Here is an 18,446-nt window from a genome sequence, read left to right as displayed (position 1 = left end):
CACGACACGCGGCGGCGGACGATGGTTGTGCGCTTACCCCCGCCTCAGCGCCCCAGACGCCCGCGCACCATGCCGACGAGGGAGTTGAGCTCCTCGATGCGCATGCGGCGCGCCGCGACGAAGAAGATGCCGAGCAGGAGCGCTCCGCCGACCACCAGCGCCGCGAAGGAGCCGATGACGCCCTGACCGAGGCTGTGTCCGATCCCGTAGCACGCCGCGCCACTGAGCAGGGCGGCCGGGACCGAGGCGATGCACAGCCGGGCGTACGTCCGCAGCACCCGGGAGCCGTCGAGGTCGCCGCCCAGCCGCTTGCTCAGGCGCTTCCAGGCGACGCCCACGCCGATCGCGTAGGCGAGGCCGTACGCGGCGGCCATGCCGATCACCGCCCAGCGGGCCGGGAGCAGGAAGTAACAGAGCGCCGAGGCGGCCGCGTTGACCGCGGCCACGATGACGGTGTTGTAGAAGGGCGTGCGCGTGTCCTCGTAGGCGTAGAAGGCCCGCAGGACGACGTACTGCACGGAGTACGGGACCAGGCCGAGGCCGAAGGCCATCAGCATGAAGCCCATGTTGGTCGCCTCGGAGGTGCCCGAGGAGCCGAAGATCAGCGTGCACATCGGGATGCCGAGGGCCAGGAAGCCGAACGCGATGGGCACGATCGCCACCGCGGTCGTCCGCAGTCCCTGCGAGATGTCGTCGCGGACCGCGCCCGCGTCGTCCTCGGCCGCCGAGCGCGAGATGCGCGGCAGCAGGGCCGCCATCAGCGAGACCGTGATGATGGCCTGCGGCAGGCCCCAGATCAGCTGGGCGTTGGCGTAGGCGGCGAAGCCGGTGCCGTCGACGGGCGATGCCTTGCCGGCCGCGGTGGACAGCTGGGAGACGACGAGTGCGCCCGCCTGGTTGGCGAGGACGAACAGGATGGTCCACTTGGCGAGCGTGGCCGCCTTGCCGAGGCCGTGACCGCGCCAGTCGAAGCGCAGGCGCAGCCGGAAGCCGGTCTCCCGCAGGTACGGGATCATCGCCAGGGCCTGGACGACGAGGCCGAGCAGCACGCCGATGCCGAGGAGCCGCTGGCCCTCCGGCGGGATGTTCGTGACCTTCATCCCGGAGTTGGCGGCGCTGCCGTACACCCAGATGAACATGCCGAGCGTGACGATGATGACGATGTTGTTGAGGACCGGAGTCCACATCATCGCGCCGAACTTGCCGCGGGCGTTGAGGATCTGACCCATCACCACGTGGATGCCCATGAAGAAGATCGAGGGCAGGAAGTAGCGGACGAAGGTGACACCGACCTCGTTGGCGGCCGGATTGCTGGCGACCGAGTTGGACAGCAGCCGGATCAGCAGCGGGGCGGCCACGATCGCGAGGGCGGTGAGGGCGCCCAGCGCCACCATCACCAGCGTCAGCAGCCGGTTGGCGTACGCCTCGCCGCCGTCCTCGTCCTCCTTCATGGCCCGCACGAGCTGCGGCACGAAGACGGAGTTGAGACCGCCGCCGACGGTCAGGATGTAGATCATCGTCGGCAGCTGGTAGGCCACCTGGAAGGTGTCACCGAGCAGGCCGACGCCCAGCGCGGAGACGATCAGCGCGGAGCGGATGAAGCCGGTGAGCCGGGAGACCATCGTGCCCGCCGCCATCACGGCGCTGGACTTCAGCAGGCCCGAGGCCCGCCCGCCCTTCCTCGCCGCGGGCGCGGCGTGGGCGGCGGGAGCGGACGTGGCGTCGGAGGAGGGGGACGGGGCGGACGGTGGCACCGACGCGGGGCCGCCGGGACCACCGGGACCACCCGGCGAGGGCGCGCTCGCGGGATGAGGGGCAGCGGCCTGCGGAGCCGGCGCGTGCTGCTCAGGCATGTGGTGAGGAGCCGCGTACTGCTGCTGCGGGGCGGCCGGGTACTGGCCCACAGGGCCCTGGGCGCCACCTGGCGCGGCGGCGGGACCCGGTACCGCGCGGGGATCGGCGGGCGGGAGTCCGCCGCCCTGCTGCTGGTCCCGGAAGAGGTGCGCGAAGGCGTCCGGCTCGTGGTGCTCCTCGCCGGAGTGCGTGACCAGGTCGTCGACGCCCACGAACTGGGTCGTACGGGGGTTGTCGCCGTACGGCAGGTAGTTCGTCGGCCGCTCGGGCTCCGGCGGCGGGGTCTGGGCCCACACGTGCGGGTCGGGGGCGTAGGACGACTGCTCCGGCTGCCCGTACAGCGGCTGCTGCGGCGGGTACGTGCCCGGGGGCGGCGGGGGGTGCGAGGCACGGTCGTACAGCGCCTCGGCGACCGGGTCCTGGGCGGAGAGGTCGTGCGCCCGGTAGGGGTCCTGGTCGTAGGCGTCCTGGAGGTACATGTCCGCCGCGTGCTGCGGCGGTACCTGGCCAGGCTCGGGAGCCGGCTCGGGGTAGCCCGAGCCGGCCGCGGCCTGGCCGCGGTCACCGTCGTACGGCGCGTTCATGGTTACCCCACCTCATCGTCCCCGGGCCCACCGGCCACGACATCGCTCAACGGTCCACTCTCTCACCCGTCCCGGACGGGTCGACGCTTTCCGGTGCGGTGTCCGGTGTCGGGTCACTCGGCTGCTCCGGGTCGTCTGCCCCGGACGCGGCGTCCGACTCTTCCTTCGGACGATCCGAGGGGGCTTCGGGGTTCTGCGGACCGTCCGTGTCCTGTCCGGACTCGTCGGGACCGTCCTCGGACGCCTCCCGGGCGGCCGCGCGCTTGCGCTGGGTGTACATCCGGAAGCCGGCGAGGACAAGCAGCAGGACACCGCCGCCGATGACCAGCATCACGGTGGGCGTGACCTCGGTCACCTTCACGTCGAACCTGACCGGTGCGCCGTACTCCTGGCCGTCCTGCGTGAACAGCTGGGCGATCACCGTCACGCGGCCGTTGGCGTTGGCCGAGGTGGTGAACTTCACCGACTGGCTGTGCCCGCCGGAGACGGTGACGGGCTGCTCGTCGTAGGGCTGGCCGCCGATCTCCAGACGGGTCGGCATGGTCGAGGTGAGCCGCAGGACGAGGTGGTCGACGCCCTGGACCAGGTTGTTCTGGACGGTCACCGGGATGGTGGCGCTGCGGCCGGACAGCTTCGTCTCGGACTTGTCGATCAGCTTGACCTGGTCGGCCAGTTGGTCGAGATACGTCTCCACGCCCAGCCGGAACCGGTCCGCCTCGACGATCCGGCCCCGCCACGCCGTGGACATCTCACGGTTCATGGCCCGCCCGAAGGGGGTGACCACCCGGGACTCGTCGGTGAGGATCACCTGGAAGTTGTCGAGCTTGTCCTGCGTCCGCGCGATCTGCTCGAAGGCCGCCCGGGGCAGCTCCTGCTTGCGCAGCGACGAGGGGTACGCGGAGGTGGAGGGGATCCGCGTGGTCGCGCCCGGGTCGGGCTTGGCCTTGGCGGTCGAGGTGAGCTCCTGGGACAGCGTCCAGTTGTTGTCCTGGAGCGCCGTGATCCCCTGGGCCATCGCCTGGGCCTGGCTGGCCGACGGCATGCGCTGCGGGGCGACGACGATGCTGCGCTGCTGGTCCGTCTGGAGGTTCAGCGCCAGACTCTGGGCCAGGAACCGCTGGACGGCGAGGGTGGCCGAGCCCGCCTTCGTCAGGTCGCCCTCGAACGCCTCGGACAGCCGAGCGTCCGCCACGACCGCGCTCGTACCGCCACCGATCGGGCGGGCCGCGGAGGGCGTGTAGGACAGACCGCCGGTCTCCTGGAGGCTGTCGCTGCGGGCGATCACCTTGTCGGCGCCCGCGGAGGTGGCGACCTTGATGATCGAGGGGTCCACCGCGCCGTCCACGGGCCAGGCGAAGTCCGTGCTCGGTGTGACGTGGAGCACGGTCCTGACGGTGGTGGCCGCGACGTCGGTGGCGTCCTTGAGGTGACTCAGGGAGCCGGTGACGCTGGTGCCGTTGTGGGCGAGGGAGGCGAGGTCCGGGTCGGCGAAGGGCAGGGCGACGACCTCCTTGTCCGCCACGGCCTTCTGCAGGTCGGCCAGGAACTGCTTGGCCACCGCCTGGTGCGTGCCGGCCGTCGTGGTGTCGTTGTCGCCCTGGAGGCGGTAGCTGCGGGTCATCGCGTCCACGGAGGCCAGCAGGTCGGGATCGATCACCCAGGTGACGTCGAGTTCCCTGCCCAGCGCCAGCATCTGCGCCAGGCGACCGCCCGGGGAGATGTCCTTGGCGAGGTCGTCGTTGAGGAAGACCGGCGTCTGCTGCTCACCGGCGCCCGTCTTCGCCGTCATGTGGACGGTGGAGATGAGCGGCCACAGGTACGTCGCCTTCGTCTTGGTGTCCGCCTCTTCCGGCTGCCACGGCAGGAAGGTCCGCTGGATGCCCAGCACCTGCTCCCACGGCTGTGCGGCGGTCTGGCCGGACAGCGAGACACCGAACTCGTAGACACCGTCCTGGCCGAGGTCGAGCTTGTCGACCGGGACGGAGATGCTGAAATGCTGGGCGACGCCCGGGGCGAGCTTGGCGAACTTCTCGACGTACTTGCCGCCCACCTCGTTGCCGACGGAGGCCTGCAGATCGTCGGAGCGCCGGGCGATGCCGTCGATGGCCGAGCGGGTGCCCAGCGGGGCGCCCACACGCAGCCCCACGTGGGCGCCGGTGACCGACTGCTTGCCGTTGTTGGTCACCGTGCCGGAGACGGTCAGCGTGTCCCCGTCCGTGGGGACGTTCGGGCTGAGCGTGTCCAGGGAGACGGAGACCGGGTCGGAGTCCGAGGAAGCGGCCTGCGCCGACGTCGCGGCGGGCAGCTGGAGTATGCCGGCCAGCAGAGGGGCTCCGGCGAGGAGTGCTCCGGCCCGCCGCAGCCAGCGGCGGGCAGGTGAGGGACTCGTCCCCAGGAAGTCTGCCGCCTCGGCCACGCGCTCGCCCGTCCCTCGTCGTCAGTGGTCGTCGGAATGTGCGTCCCCGCATGGTAACGAGGTGCGCTGAGGGGAAGTGCCGCGGTCCGCCCCACAAGATCGGGGGGACACCGGCGGTCCGCCCCGTATGTTCATTATCAAGGGGAAAGCCGCCCTAAAGCACTGTGATGTGGCTTATGGCGGTACGGGACGAGAAGTGCGTGCAGGTTTAATGGGGGCGCTCCCGGCCGGGCGGGCCACGTACCCTCTTCTGTTGTGCCGAACGCCAACGAAGAGACTTCCTCTGCCCTGAGCCAGGTGCAGCAGCGCGCGGTGAGCGAGCTGCTGCGGGTGGCCCCCGTCGCCGACGACCTCGCCCGCCGTTTCCAGGAGGCCGGGTTCTCGCTCGCCCTGGTCGGCGGCTCGGTCCGGGACGCGCTGCTCGGCCGGCTCGGCAACGACCTGGACTTCACCACCGACGCCCGTCCCGAGGCCGTACTGAAGATCGTGCGGCCGTGGGCGGACGCGGTGTGGGAGGTCGGGATCGCCTTCGGCACCGTCGGCGCGCAGAAGGACGGCTACCAGATCGAGGTCACGACCTACCGCTCCGAGGCGTACGACCGCACCTCGCGCAAGCCGGAGGTCTCGTACGGCGACTCCATCGAGGAAGATCTCGTCCGGCGTGACTTCACCGTCAACGCGATGGCCGTGGCCCTGCCGGAGAAGGATTTCATCGATCCGCACGGTGGCCTTGAGGATCTGGCGGCGCGGGTGCTGCGCACCCCGGGCACGCCCGAGGAGTCCTTCTCGGACGACCCCCTGCGGATGATGCGGGCCGCCCGCTTCGCCGCCCAGCTCGACTTCGAGGTGGCTCCCGAGGTCGTCGCGGCGATGAAGGACATGGCCGGTCGCCTTGAGATCGTCTCGGCGGAGCGCATCCGTGACGAACTGAACAAGCTGATCCTGTCCTCGAACCCGAGCAAGGGCCTCGCGCTCCTGGTCGACACCGACCTGGCCGCCCATGTGCTGCCCGAGCTGCCGGCGCTGCGCCTGGAGAGCGACGAGCACCACCGGCACAAGGATGTGTACGAGCACACGCTGATCGTCCTGGAGCAGGCGATCGCCCTGGAGGAGGACGGTCCCGACCTGACGCTCCGCCTGGCCGCGCTGCTGCACGACATCGGTAAGCCGCGCACCCGTCGCTTCGAGAAGGACGGCCGCGTCTCGTTCCACCACCACGAGGTGGTCGGGGCGAAGATGACCAAGAAGCGCATGACGGCGTTGAAGTACTCCAACGAACTGGTGAAGGACGTCTCGCACTTGGTGGAACTCCACCTGCGCTTCCACGGCTACGGCACGGGCGAGTGGACGGACTCCGCGGTTCGGCGCTATGTGCGTGACGCCGGCCCGCTGCTCACCCGCCTCCACAAGCTGACCCGCTCCGACTGCACCACGCGCAACAAGCGCAAGGCGGCGGCGCTGTCGCGGGCGTACGACGGCCTTGAGGATCGCATCGCCGAGCTCCAGCAGCAGGAGGAACTCGACGCGATCCGCCCGGACCTCGACGGCAACCAGATCATGGACATCCTGGGCGTCGGCCCCGGCCCGGTGGTGGGCAAGGCCTACAAGCACATGCTGGAGCTCCGTCTGGAACACGGGCCCATGGAGCACGACGCCGCGGTGGCGGCGCTCAAGGAGTGGTGGGCCGAGCAGCGCTGAGGCCACGAAAAACGGGGTCATGTTTCACGTGAAACATGACCCCGGGCAGAGTGCACCGAGGGGGATGTTTCACGTGAAACATCCCCCTCGGCATGGGTGGCGCTACTTGTTGTCCCCGAGGCAGAGGACGAACGAGTCGCTGCCTTCCTTCCACTCAAGGGCCGCGGTCGTCCCCTTCACCGACTGGCAGGCGAGCTGGGACACGCTGGTGCTGCCGTCCTTCTTGAGCACCTTGTAGTCCGCCTTGGAGTCGCTGCAGTCCAGCTGCTTGATCTCCGGGGAGGTGTCGCTTCCCGTGTTCGTCAGGCAGTCGCCGACAGCCAGCTTCTTGCTGTCGTCGTCGTTGTTCAGGTAGTAGCCACCTGCCACGACGGCGAGACCGAGGATGATGCCGCCTATGCGCAGGTACTGCCTGACGCTCCGCTTCGGCTTCTGCGGCGGCATCGGAGCGGTCGGGGCGCCGGGCTGGGGCGGGTAGGGCGCCTGACCCTGCTGGGGGTAGCCGCCCTGCGGCGGGTACGGAGCCTGGCCCTGGGGCGGCGGAGTCGTCACTTGGGGGTCCCCCTAGAACGTGGGTGCGCATGGCGCGAGATAAGACCCACGTAAGTTAGCGGCTCCCACTGACAACTCTGTAACCCAGGGGGACTCTGTTTCTTTGATGTGACACTTACCAGAGTTCAAACGGTGCCATAGCCACCGCTATTGCCACCTTCAACTGTCATGAAGGTGGCCACCGCCGCATAGACGACGGCGACCGTGATCACCAGAACCGTCGAGCGGCCGTCCGGGGGGAGCATCAGGGCGGCCACCGCCGCGGCGCCGACGAAGGCGACGTTGAAGAGGACGTCGTACACGGAGAAGATCCGGCCCCGGAAGGCGTCGTCCACGCAGGACTGGACGATCGTGTCCGTGGAGATCTTCGCTCCCTGGGTGGTCAGGCCCAGGACGAAGGCGGCGATCAGCATGGGGGCGGTGGCGAAGGGCAGACCGAGGGCGGGTTCCAGGATCGCGGCCGCCGCGGCGCACACAGCGATCCAGCGGCGTGGACCGAGCCGGCCCGCCGCCCAGGGCGTCACGACGGCCGCCATGAGGAAGCCGGCCCCCGAGAGCGCCAACGCCACTCCCAGGAGGCGGAGCCCCTCGTCGGGGCTCGAGGAGAGGGCGTACCGGCAGAGCATCAGCACCATGACCAACAGCGCGCCGTAGCAGAAGCGCATCAGGGTCATCGCGAACAGCGCCCACGCGGCCTCCCGGCGTTCCGGTCCGGCGAGGTGCCGTATGCCCGACACGAGGTCGCGTGCGGTCCCCACGAGCGCCGCACGCAGCCGTGGACGCAGCATGGCCTGGTCCGGGCCCAGCAGTTCCGGGCGCATGGTGAGCGACGCGAGCGCCGCACCCAGATAGAGGAGAGCGGCGAGCAGTACGACGACCGCGTCGGTGTCCGCCACCACCAGACGTACAGCCAGGGCGAGCCCGCCGCCGGCGGTCGCGGCGAGCGTTCCGGCGGTCGGGGACACGGAGTTGGCCATCACCAGCCGCTCGGCGTCCACCACCCGCGGCAGGGCGGCGGACAGACCCGCGAGGACGAACCGGTTGACGGCGGTCACGCACAGCGCTGAGAGATAGAAGAGCCAGTCCGGGACCGAGGCGACCATCAGCACGGCGGTCGCCACCGCCATCACCGCACGCAGCAGGTTGCCGTAGAGGAAGACCTGACGACGCCGCCAGCGGTCCAGCAGGACGCCCGCGAAAGGTCCGACGAGGGAGTACGGAAGCAGCAGCACCGCCATCGCCGAGGCGATCGCGGTGGGCGAGGTCTGTTTCTCGGGGGAGAAGACGACGTACGTGGCGAGAGCGATCTGGTAGACGCCGTCGGCGCCCTGGGAGAGCAGGCGTACGGAGAGCAGGCGTCGGAAGTCCCTGAGGCGCAGCAGGACGCGCAGGTCGCGGACGACAGGCATGAGGCACAGCCTCACACACGGGGAGGGTCCCCGGGTCGTAGAACCCGGGGACCCTCACAGCCCTGGCAGGAGCGTTCTCGGACGAGCGCCGGATTTAGCGCTCGACCTCGCCGCGGATGAACTTCTCGACGTTCTCGCGGGCCTCGTCGTCGAAGTACTGGACCGGCGGGGACTTCATGAAGTACGAGGAGGCCGAGAGGATCGGGCCGCCGATGCCGCGGTCCTTGGCGATCTTCGCGGCGCGCACGGCGTCGATGATGACACCCGCGGAGTTCGGGGAGTCCCAGACCTCCAGCTTGTACTCCAGGTTCAGCGGGACGTCACCGAAGGCGCGACCCTCCAGGCGGACGTAGGCCCACTTGCGGTCGTCCAGCCAGGCCACGTAGTCCGACGGGCCGATGTGGACGTTCTTCTCGCCCAGCTCACGGTCGGGGATCTGGGAGGTGACGGCCTGCGTCTTGGAGATCTTCTTGGACTCCAGGCGCTCGCGCTCGAGCATGTTCTTGAAGTCCATGTTGCCGCCGACGTTCAGCTGCATCGTGCGGTCCAGGATGACACCCCGGTCCTCGAACAGCTTCGCCATGACGCGGTGCGTGATGGTGGCGCCGACCTGCGACTTGATGTCGTCACCGACGATCGGCACGCCCGCCTCGGTGAACTTGTCCGCCCACTCCTTGGTGCCGGCGATGAAGACCGGGAGGGCGTTGACGAAGGCGACCTTGGCGTCGATGGCGCACTGGGCGTAGAACTTCGCCGCGTCCTCGGAGCCGACGGGCAGGTAGCAGACGAGGACGTCGACCTGCTTGTCCTTCAGGACCTGGACGACGTCGACCGGCTCGGCCTCGGACTCCTCGATGGTCTGGCGGTAGTACTTGCCGAGGCCGTCGAGGGTGTGGCCGCGCTGGACGGTGACACCGGTGTTGGGCACGTCGCAGATCTTGATGGTGTTGTTCTCGGAGGCGCCGATGGCGTCCGCGAGGTCGAGGCCGACCTTCTTCGCGTCGACGTCGAAGGCGGCGACGAAGTCGACGTCACGCACGTGGTAGTCGCCGAACTGCACGTGCATCAGGCCGGGGACCTTGGACGCCGCGTCGGCGTCCTTGTAGTACTCGACTCCCTGCACCAGCGACGCGGCGCAGTTGCCGACGCCGACGATGGCTACGCGAACCGAACCCATTCCGGTTGCTCCCTGTGTGTACGAGTGAGGCCCTGAGTGGGCTTCACGTGGCGGTGTCGCCGGGCGTATCCGTCCCAGGGGTGTCCCCGGGACGGGGCAGGCCGCCCGTCGCTCCATTGGTGGTGTCCTGCTGAGCGGACCCCCCGGAAGCGGAACCCTTGAGGTCCCTCCCGGCCCGCTCGCTCTCGATGAGCTCGTTCAGCCAGCGCACTTCGCGCTCCACGGACTCCATCCCGTGGCGCTGGAGCTCAAGCGTGTAGTCGTCGAGGCGCTCCCGGGTGCGTGCCAGCGAGGCGCGCATCTTTTCGAGGCGCTCCTCCAGCCGGCTGCGGCGGCCCTCCAGTACGCGCATGCGTACGTCGCGTGACGTCTGCCCGAAGAAGGCGAAGCGGGCGGCGAAGTGCTCGTCCTCGTACGCGTCGGGGCCCGTCTGCGAGAGCAGTTCCTCGAAGTGTTCCTTACCATCCGCGGTCAATCGGTAGACGATCTTCGCGCGGCGCCCCGCGAGGGGGGCGGCGTGGGCGTCCTCGTGGGAGCTCCCCGTTTCCTCGATCAACCAGCCGTTGGCGACCAGCGTCTTGAGGCAGGGGTAGAGCGTCCCGTAGCTGAACGCACGGAATACGCCCAGTGACGTATTGAGTCGTTTGCGCAGCTCATAGCCGTGCATGGGTGATTCGCGGAGAAGGCCGAGTACGGCGAACTCAAGAATCCCGGCCCGCCGGCTCATGGTCGCCTCCTCTCGCCCTTATCTCGCGCTGATGTATCGACTCGATACATCACGACGATAGAACGGCCTTCCGGATGCGACAAGAGGGGGGACGGTGAACGGGATCACATCACCGATTCGTGGGAGGTGAGTTGCCCGATTTGGGGTGAAGTTCGGAGCTAGGCAGGTTTTGACGGTGCGTAGTCTGTGCGGCATGGATACCGCCGGGAACCAAGTGACGCCTGGGGGCGTCCTCGTCCCCGGTGCAGTACGGGTGAATGCAGAACCGACCACATCCGTACTTCGGGGGGACCGGAAACCAGCCGCCGTTTCCAGGCGCGCACGGGTGCGCCTGCCCGAGGAGTAATCGTTCGATGAGCGAGCACCGTCGCAAACCGCCGCAGCCGCAGGGAGGCGGACGTGCCGCGGCCCGACGCGGCCAGTCGTCCGGCTCGTCCCCCGGCCGCCGCGCGGCACCGCGAGGCGCCACCGGGTCTCCTTCCGACTCCTACGGGTCGGACTCCCAGGACTCGGGAGGTGCAGAGCAGTACGGCAGCCGTGCCGAGGCGCGGCGCGCGGCACAGAGAAGCGGAGGGAGTCGCCGCAGAGCGGCCGACAACGTGGGGCCGGGCGGCAGGCGCGGCGGTCCGGGCGGACCGACCGGGCCCGGGCGTGGCAGGGGCCGCGCGACCGCACCCGGAAAGAAGCGGTTCATCGACTACCCCCGGACGGGCAGGTTCGGATGGCGCCGCTGGGTGCCCTCCTGGAAGCTCGTCACCGGACTGTTCGTCGGCTTCGTCGGCAGCCTCGTCGCCATGGTCGGCGTCGGTTACGCCATGGTCTCGATCCCCAACGAGAACGACGCGGCACAGTCCCAGAACAACGTCTACTACTGGTCCGACGACACCCAGATGGTCGCCACCGGCACCGGTACGAACCGTCAGAACGTCACCATCGACCAGATCCCCAAGGCCATGCAGTGGGCGGTGATCTCGGCCGAGAACAAGAGCTTCTACACGGACTCCGGCGTCGACCCCATGGGTATCGCGCGCGCCCTGGTCAACATGGCGCGCGGCGGTCAGACCCAGGGTGGTTCCACGATCACCCAGCAGTTCGTCAAGAACACCTACCTGAGCCAGGACCAGACGCTGTCCCGGAAGTTCAAGGAGATGTTCATCTCCATCAAGGTGGGGACGAAGCTCAAGAAGGAGCAGATCCTTCAGGGCTACCTGAACACCTCGTACTACGGCCGTGGCGCCTACGGCATCCAGGCCGCCGCGCAGACCTACTACGGCAAGGACGCGGTCGACCTCAAGCCGAGCGAGTGCGCCGTCCTCGCCGCGCTGCTCAAGGGTCCGACCTACTACGACCCGGCCGGCAACCAGGACCTCGACACCGCGGCGACGCCCAAGGCCAACCGCACGCGCTCCGAGGAGCGCTGGCGCTGGATCCTCGGCGAGATGCACAAGGACAAGCGCATCACCGACACGCAGTACCAGACGGCCATCGCGAAGTACCCCGTGCCCCAGGGCCGCAAGGCGACCAAGGGCATGACCGGCCAGATCAGCTACCTGGCCGACACGGCGAAGAAGTACGTCCTGGCCCACTCCCACATCACGGAGGCGGAGTTCGACAAGGGCGGCTTCCAGATCTACACGACCTTCGACAAGAAGAAGGTCAACGCCCTGAGCGCGGCCGTGAAGAAGATCGAGAAGCAGCGCCTCAACCCGAAGCGCGAGCTCGACAAGTACGTCCAGTTCGGTGCGGCGTCGGTGGTGCCCAATGACGGCGCGATCGTCGCGCTCTACGGTGGCGCGGGCTACGAGAACAACCACTTCACCAACAACGCCGACACCTCCGGTGTCCCCGTCGGTTCGACGTGGAAGCCGTTCGTGCTCGCGGCGGCCATGCAGTACGGCACCTACCAGTCGGACGGTGTCGGTGTCTCGCCGCTGAGCAAGTACAACGGCAATGACCATCTCAAGGTCAGAAACCAGGACGGTACATTCGTCCTGAACAAGGACAACTCGGTCTTCTATCAGAACAACGAGAGCAACCACCGCTGGGGCTACATCACCCTGCGCAAGGCGATGGAGCAGTCCATCAACACGCCGTTCGTCCAGCTCGGATGGGACGTGGGGATGTCCCACGTGAAGGACGTGGCCAAGCGGTCCGGCATCCTGGACGGCAGCTTCGCCACGCTCAACCCGTCCTTCGCGCTCGGCACCTCGACCCCCAGCGCGATCCGTATGGCCGACGCCTACTCGACCTTCGCCGCCTCCGGCAAGCACACGGAGCCGTACTCGGTCACCAAGGTCAAGCAGGACGGGCAGGACCTGTCCGGTTTCACCAAGCCCAAGTCGACCCAGGCGATGCCGACGGACGTGGCGAACAACGTGACGGACACGCTCCAGAACGTCATCCAGAACGGTACGGGTCAGAACGCCAAGGCCCTGGGCCGTACGGCGGCCGGCAAGACCGGTACCACCGACAGCAACAAGTCGGCCTGGTTCGTCGGCTACACCCAGCAGCTGTCGACGTCCGTCGCGATGTTCCGCGAGAACCCCAAGGACCACGAGCTGCTCTCCATGAACGGCACGGCGGGCGTCGCGTCCATCCACGGTGGTGACATTCCGACGTCCGTGTGGACCGAGTACATGAAGGCCGCGCTCAAGGGGAAGTCCGACCCCGGCTTCCCGGACGCCGAGAAGATCGGTGAGATCACGGACGAGGCGGGCGCTCCCTCCCCGACCCCGTCCGTCACCATCACGCCGAGCCAGACGCCCAGCGACACGCCGAGTCCCACGCCCAGTGAGACGCAGACGTCACCGTCGCCCACGCCCAGCGACACCTGCAATGGCGGCCTGGGCAACTGGAAGTGCGGCAACAGCGGAGGCCAGGACGGTGGCACCACAGGTGGAGTCACCCCCTCTCCGACGGCCACCGATACGAGTGGAACGAGTACGAGAGGCAACGGGAACGGAGGCATCTTCGCCGGGCAGAACGGCTAGCCGAGGCCTCGGCCGATGAGCGGTCATATCGCCCGCCATGGGTGTTTCACGTGAAACACGGGCCGCCGCACCCCACCGGGTGCGGCGGCCCTCGGCGTTTTCTCAGACAGGTACGGCAGGATGTGGCCCATGCCCAGTGCAGAAACGACGCCCGCGAGCGTGCACGAGCCGGAACCGGTGCGGCCGACCCGCGAGGACGAGATCGCCGCGGCCGGCAGCGAGCTGATCGGCGGCCCCATCGGGCGGCGCGCCCTGCTCGGGACGTCCTGGTGGACCCCCGTACGGATCGTCGCGCTCGTGGCGATCGGCATGTTCGCCCTCGGCCTGGTCCAGAAGCTGCCCTGCTACGACGGCGGCTGGTTCTTCGGTGCCAGTTCGCAGTACACGCACGCGTGCTACTCGGACATCCCGCACCTCTACCAGGGGCGCGGCTTCGCCGACGGACGCGTGCCGTACTTCGACAAGCTCCCCGGCGACATGGAGTACCTCGAATACCCGGTGCTCACCGGTGTGTTCATGCAGGTCGCCGGCTGGCTCACGCCTCACAGCGGCAGCATCCAGCACCAGGAGCAGTGGTACTGGTTCGTCAACGCCGGGCTGCTGATGGCTTGCGCCGCCGTCATCGTGGTCTGTGTGAGCCGTACGCACGCCCGGCGGCCCTGGGACGGCCTGCTGGTCGCCCTGGCGCCCGCCTTCGCGCTCACCGCCACCATCAACTGGGACCTGCTGGCGGTCGCTCTGACGGCCGCGGCGATGCTGATGTGGTCGAGAGGCCGTTCCCTCGCGTTCGGCGTCCTGCTGGGCCTTGCCACGGCCGCCAAGCTGTATCCCGTGCTGCTGCTCGGCCCGCTGCTCTTGCTGTGCTGGCGCGCGGGCAAGTGGCGGGACTTCGGCAAGGCCCTGGGCGGCGCGGCGATCGCCTGGCTCGTAGTGAACCTGCCGGTGATGATGTTCGCCTTCGAGGGCTGGTCGAAGTTCTACACGTTCAGCCAGGAGCGGGGCGTGGACTTCGGTTCCTTCTGGCTGATCTGGGCGCAGAACACGAGCAACCCGCCCTCCACCGACACCGTCAACATGCTCGCCACGCTGCTGATGCTGCTGTGCTGCGCGGGCATCGCGGCGGTCACCTTCACCGCCCCGCGCCGACCCCGCTTCGCCCAGCTCGCGTTCCTGATCGTGGCGGCCTTCATCGTCACCAACAAGGTCTACTCGCCCCAGTACGTGCTGTGGCTGGTGCCGCTGGCGGTGCTGGCCCGTCCGAAGTGGCGGGACTTCCTGATCTGGCAGCTGTGCGAGGTGGCGTACTTCCTGGGGATCTGGATGTACCTCGCGTACACGACCAGCGGAGACGCCCACAAGGGCCTGCCCACCCACGGCTACCAGTGGGCCATCGCTGTGCACCTGCTGGGCACGCTCTACCTGTGCGCGATGGTCGTGCGGGACATCCTCATGCCGGAGCGGGACGTGGTGCGCCGGTCCGGCGACGACGACCCGTCGGGCGGGGTGCTCGACGGTGCCGAGGACGTCTTCGTCCTCGGTGCGGCGGCCCATCCCCCGCGCCACGCCGCCCACTTCGACGGTCCCCCGGTGGAGTGGGGCAGCCAGGGACAGGACCCCTCCCACGACCGTTCGCTCTGAGCGAACTGAGGCGCCGCCGACCGGCCCAGGAAACGGAAAAGGCCGTACACGGGAGAACCGTGTACGGCCTTTCGGCTGCCAGGGGGCTTTCTCAGCGGTCCACGATCCGGTCGAACTGGGTGGTGGTGTGCCGCAGATGGGCCACCAGCTCCTCGCCGACCCTCGGCTCGGGCGCGTCGACCGGCACGAACAGGATCGACACCTGCATGTGCGGCGGCTCCGCGAACCAGCGCTGCTTGCCGCCCCAGACGAACGGCGAAAGGTTCCGGTTCACCGTGGCCAGGCCGGCCCGTGCGACGCCCTTGGCGCGCGGCATGACGCCGTGCAGAGCCTTCGGGGCCTCCAGGCCCACCCCGTGCGACGTACCGCCCGCCACGACCACCAGATAGCCGTCGGAGGCCGCCTTCTGCTGGCGGTAGCCGAAACGGTCGCCCTTGGCGACGCGGGTGACGTCCAGGACGGCGCCGCGGTACTCGGTGGCCTCGTGGTCCCCCAGCCACAGCCGCGTGCCGATGCGGGCGCGGAACCGGGTCTGCGGGAACTGCTGCTGCAGCCGGGCGAGTTCGTCGGCCTTGAGGTGGCTGACGAACATCGTGTGCAGCGGCAGCCGGGCCGCGCGCAGCCGGTCCATCCAGCCGATGACCTCCTCGACGGCGTCCGAGCCGTCGGTGCGGTCCAGCGGCAGGTGGATGGCGAAGCCCTCCAGCCGGATGTTCTCTATGGCGGAGTGCAGCTGCGGAAGGTCCTGCTCGCTGATGCCGTGCCGCTTCATCGTGGACATCACCTCGATGACCACACGGGCACCCACGAGGCCGTACACGCCGTCGATGGACGACACCGAGCGGATGACCCGGTCGGGCAGCGGAACGGGCTCCTCACCGCGCCGGTAGGGCGTCAGCACCAGCAGGTCGCCGCCGAACCAGTCCTTGATGCGCGCGGCCTCGTACGTCGTGCCGACGGCGAGGACGTCCGAGCCCAGTCGCGTGGCCTCCTCGGCCAGCCGTTCGTGCCCGAAGCCGTAGCCGTTGCCCTTGCAGACCGGGACGAGTCCCGGGAACTGCTCCTGCACGTGCTTGTGGTGCGCCCGCCAGCGCGCGGTGTCGACGTAGAGCGTGAGCGCCATGGCCGGACCTGGAACCTTTCTGGTGGCTGCGGTGTGTCAGAGGTATGGAATCACTGAATGTGACGTCAGCGGCGCGACATGTAGATGTCGAGCGCCTTGTGGAGCAGCTTGTTCAGCGGGAAGTCCCACTCGCCGAGGTATTCGGCGGCCTGCCCACCGGTGCCCACCTTGAACTGGATCAGGCCGAAGAGGTGGTCGGTCTCGTCCAGCGAGTCGGAGATGCCGCGCAGGTCGTAGACGGTGGCGCCGAGCGCGTAGGCGTCGCGCAGCATCCGCCACTGCATCGCGTTCGAGGGCCGGACCTCACGGCCGATGTTGTCGGAGGCGCCGTAGGAGTACCAGACGTGTCCGCCGACGATCAGCATCGTCGCTGCTGAAAGGTTCACGCCGTTGTGGCGGGCGAAGTACAGCCGCATGCGGTTGGGGTCCTCGGTGTTGAGGGCCGACCACATGCGCTGGAAGTACGACAGCGGGCGCGGCCGGAAGTGGTCGCGCACGGCCGTGATCTCGTACAGCCGCTGCCACTCCTCCAGGTCCTGGTAGCCGCCCTGGACGACCTCGACACCGGCCTTCTCGGCCTTCTTGATGTTGCGGCGCCACAGCTGGTTGAAGTTCTTGTGGACCTCTTCCAGGGAGCGGTTGGCCAGCGGCACCTGGAACACGTAGCGCGGCTGCACGTCACCGAAGCCGGCACCGCCGTCCTCGCCCTGCTGCCAGCCCATGCGGCGCAGCTTGTCCGCCACCTCGAAGGCGCGCGGCTCGATGAAGTCGGCCTCGATGTCGCGCAGGCGCTTCACGTCCGGGTCCTGGATGCCCTGCTTGATGGAGTTGGCCTCCCAGCGCCGGATGATCACCGGCGGGCCCATCTTCACGGAGAAGGCGCCCTGCTGCTTCAGGTGGGCCAGCATCGGCTGGATCCAGTCGTCCAGATTCGGCGCGAACCAGTTGATGACCGGGCCCTCGGGGAGGTAGGCGAGGTAGCGCTTGATCTTGGGCAGCTGGCGGTAGAGGACCAGGCCCGCGCCGACCATCTCGCCGGTGCGGTCGTCGAACCAGCCCAGGCTCTCGGAGCGCCACTCCGCCTTGACATCGGCCCAGGCCGGGACCTGCATGTGGCTCGCCGCTGGCAGGCTCTGGATGTAGGCCAGATGCTGCTCGCGGCTGATGGTCCTCAGGGTCAGGCTCATGTCGGGGCGCTCCTCGGGCTGGTGTGTCCCCATGGGTACAGGGGCTCCGGCTCTCGCGCCGAAGCCTACTGCGCCGTGCGAGCGCCCCGACTGGGCGTACGGGACCTTCGCCCCGGCTTGCCGACCGCCAGGGCGTTCGAGGGTGTTCTACCGATGTTCGGAGGACGCTGTCCGGACGGTCAACCGATTCCGCCGAACAGACCGCCGTGTGCCATGCCGAGGTAGAAGCCGACACCCGAGGCACCGAGACCCAGGATCAGACCGAGGCGCTCACGCGTGGTCTCCGAGATCCACTGCCCGTACGCGCCGGTGAAGATCCCCACCAGGCCCGTCCAGGAGCTGAGCAGGTGGAGGCTGTGGAACATCGCCGTGATGAAGGACGTCAACCCCAGAACCAGCGTCACCACGGTCAGCGCGTCCTGGAGCGGATGGGGTTTGCCGTCCGTCGCGAGGAAGGATCCGGCGGTGTTGGGTCGCAATGCCTGTTGTGCCATGGGGCACCTCCTGCGAAAGGCGGCGCATCGTAGCGCCTTACACACCCGACGTGTACAGACTGACGGTCCTTGCCACCGGATTTCAACCGGAAGCCGGTGTGCGGGTACTCTGTACCGTCTGCACCGGTGTCTGCCCAGGCCGCGACAGGGACTCCCCACGGGAGTCCCGATTGTCAGTGGCGGCTGTTTTACTCAGACACTGTTGCGTACGCATCACAACCCTCCTGCCACGGAACGACCGTGGCCGCTGAGTCCAAAGGAGGTGGGTTCCACATGCGTCACTACGAGGTGATGGTCATCCTCGACCCCGATCTGGAGGAGCGCGCTGTCGCCCCCCTGATCGAGAACTTCCTCTCCGTCGTCCGTGAGGGCAACGGCAAGGTTGAGAAGGTCGACACCTGGGGCCGTCGTCGTCTCTCGTACGAGATCAAGAAGAAGCCCGAGGGCATCTACTCGGTCATCGACCTGCAGGCCGAGCCTGCGGTCGTCAAGGAGCTCGACCGCCAGATGAACCTGAACGAGTCGGTCCTCCGGACCAAGGTCCTCCGCCCCGAGACCCACTGAGCTCTCCCGCTCAGCTGATCTCGGGATTCGAGT

Annotated in this window: 13 protein-coding genes; 4 read left to right on the top strand and 9 right to left on the bottom strand. The window is 68.5% G+C overall.

Going from position 1 to position 18,446, the window contains the following annotated elements:
• Positions 1–44: 44 nt before the first annotated feature.
• Both murJ and ACWGKT_RS12025 read right to left on the bottom strand, forming a co-directional pair.
• The gene (murJ, locus tag ACWGKT_RS12030; RefSeq protein ID WP_453273478.1) at positions 45–2,438 is read right to left on the bottom strand and encodes a murein biosynthesis integral membrane protein MurJ; all 2,394 of its coding nucleotides are present in this window, start codon (positions 2,436–2,438) and stop codon (positions 45–47) included.
• 46 nt (positions 2,439–2,484) lie between these two features.
• Positions 2,485–4,854 carry a DUF6049 family protein gene (locus ACWGKT_RS12025; protein ID WP_453273477.1) on the bottom strand — a complete coding sequence of 790 codons (2,370 nt, stop codon included), beginning with the start codon at positions 4,852–4,854 and terminating at the stop codon, positions 2,485–2,487.
• A gap of 255 nt (positions 4,855–5,109) precedes the next feature.
• Here ACWGKT_RS12025 and ACWGKT_RS12020 point away from each other — a divergent pair, with 255 nt between their 5' ends.
• Positions 5,110–6,552: a CCA tRNA nucleotidyltransferase gene (locus ACWGKT_RS12020; protein ID WP_453273476.1), complete on the top strand. Its 1,443-nt coding sequence runs from the start codon at positions 5,110–5,112 to the stop codon at positions 6,550–6,552.
• Between the two features lie 102 nt (positions 6,553–6,654).
• Here ACWGKT_RS12020 and ACWGKT_RS12015 read toward each other — a convergent pair whose 3' ends face one another.
• From ACWGKT_RS12015 to ACWGKT_RS12000, 4 genes are all read right to left on the bottom strand, one after another.
• Positions 6,655–7,104, bottom strand: a complete 450-nt coding sequence (locus ACWGKT_RS12015; RefSeq protein ID WP_453273475.1) for an LppU/SCO3897 family protein — start codon at positions 7,102–7,104, stop codon at positions 6,655–6,657.
• 125 nt (positions 7,105–7,229) lie between these two features.
• The gene (locus ACWGKT_RS12010; RefSeq protein WP_453273474.1) at positions 7,230–8,513 is read right to left on the bottom strand and encodes an MFS transporter; all 1,284 of its coding nucleotides are present in this window, start codon (positions 8,511–8,513) and stop codon (positions 7,230–7,232) included.
• A 94-nt stretch (positions 8,514–8,607) separates the two neighbouring features.
• The gene (locus tag ACWGKT_RS12005; RefSeq protein ID WP_356143672.1) at positions 8,608–9,690 is read right to left on the bottom strand and encodes an inositol-3-phosphate synthase; all 1,083 of its coding nucleotides are present in this window, start codon (positions 9,688–9,690) and stop codon (positions 8,608–8,610) included.
• 43 nt (positions 9,691–9,733) lie between these two features.
• Entirely contained in the window at positions 9,734–10,417 is a 684-nt protein-coding gene (locus ACWGKT_RS12000) for a helix-turn-helix transcriptional regulator (RefSeq protein ID WP_453273473.1), read from the bottom strand.
• Positions 10,418–11,151: 734 nt separating this feature from the next.
• On the opposite strand from ACWGKT_RS12000, the gene ACWGKT_RS11995 reads away from it, so the two are divergent.
• Entirely contained in the window at positions 11,152–13,407 is a 2,256-nt protein-coding gene (locus ACWGKT_RS11995; protein WP_453273472.1) for a transglycosylase domain-containing protein, read from the top strand.
• 129 nt (positions 13,408–13,536) lie between these two features.
• Positions 13,537–15,045: a glycosyltransferase family 87 protein gene (locus ACWGKT_RS11990; protein WP_453273471.1), complete on the top strand. Its 1,509-nt coding sequence runs from the start codon at positions 13,537–13,539 to the stop codon at positions 15,043–15,045.
• Between the two features lie 91 nt (positions 15,046–15,136).
• Here the strand turns inward: ACWGKT_RS11990 and ACWGKT_RS11985 are convergent, their stop codons facing one another.
• The 3 genes from ACWGKT_RS11985 to ACWGKT_RS11975 form a co-directional block, all read right to left on the bottom strand.
• Positions 15,137–16,168 (bottom strand): alanine racemase, encoded by a 1,032-nt coding sequence (locus tag ACWGKT_RS11985; RefSeq protein ID WP_453273470.1) that lies wholly within the window; start codon positions 16,166–16,168, stop codon positions 15,137–15,139.
• A gap of 65 nt (positions 16,169–16,233) precedes the next feature.
• Positions 16,234–17,355 carry a peptidoglycan bridge formation glycyltransferase FemX gene (gene femX, locus ACWGKT_RS11980; protein WP_235451733.1) on the bottom strand — a complete coding sequence of 374 codons (1,122 nt, stop codon included), beginning with the start codon at positions 17,353–17,355 and terminating at the stop codon, positions 16,234–16,236.
• A gap of 179 nt (positions 17,356–17,534) precedes the next feature.
• Positions 17,535–17,849, bottom strand: a complete 315-nt coding sequence (locus ACWGKT_RS11975; protein WP_356143662.1) for a hypothetical protein — start codon at positions 17,847–17,849, stop codon at positions 17,535–17,537.
• A gap of 273 nt (positions 17,850–18,122) precedes the next feature.
• On the opposite strand from ACWGKT_RS11975, the gene rpsF reads away from it, so the two are divergent.
• Entirely contained in the window at positions 18,123–18,413 is a 291-nt protein-coding gene (gene rpsF, locus ACWGKT_RS11970; protein ID WP_005482942.1) for a 30S ribosomal protein S6, read from the top strand.
• Positions 18,414–18,446 lie beyond the last annotated feature (33 nt).

The sequence above is a fragment of the Streptomyces sp. NPDC054794 genome (assembly GCF_053611585.1).
Note: the sequence above shows the minus strand (reverse complement) of the source record. Positions and strands in the feature narration are given on the sequence as shown.

Bases quoted from the DNA above. Each gene is read 5' to 3' on its own strand.
- rpsF (WP_005482942.1), top strand. From the start codon at position 18,123: ATGCGTCACTACGAGGTGATGGTCATCCTCGACCCCGATCTGGAGGAG.
- ACWGKT_RS12010 (WP_453273474.1), bottom strand. From the start codon at position 8,513: ATGCCTGTCGTCCGCGACCTGCGCGTCCTGCTGCGCCTCAGGGACTTC.
- ACWGKT_RS11985 (WP_453273470.1), bottom strand. From the start codon at position 16,168: ATGGCGCTCACGCTCTACGTCGACACCGCGCGCTGGCGGGCGCACCAC.
- ACWGKT_RS11990 (WP_453273471.1), top strand. From the start codon at position 13,537: ATGCCCAGTGCAGAAACGACGCCCGCGAGCGTGCACGAGCCGGAACCG.
- ACWGKT_RS12005 (WP_356143672.1), bottom strand. From the start codon at position 9,690: ATGGGTTCGGTTCGCGTAGCCATCGTCGGCGTCGGCAACTGCGCCGCG.
- ACWGKT_RS11975 (WP_356143662.1), bottom strand. From the start codon at position 17,849: ATGGCACAACAGGCATTGCGACCCAACACCGCCGGATCCTTCCTCGCG.
- femX (WP_235451733.1), bottom strand. From the start codon at position 17,355: ATGAGCCTGACCCTGAGGACCATCAGCCGCGAGCAGCATCTGGCCTAC.
- murJ (WP_453273478.1), bottom strand. From the start codon at position 2,438: ATGAACGCGCCGTACGACGGTGACCGCGGCCAGGCCGCGGCCGGCTCG.
- ACWGKT_RS12000 (WP_453273473.1), bottom strand. From the start codon at position 10,417: ATGAGCCGGCGGGCCGGGATTCTTGAGTTCGCCGTACTCGGCCTTCTC.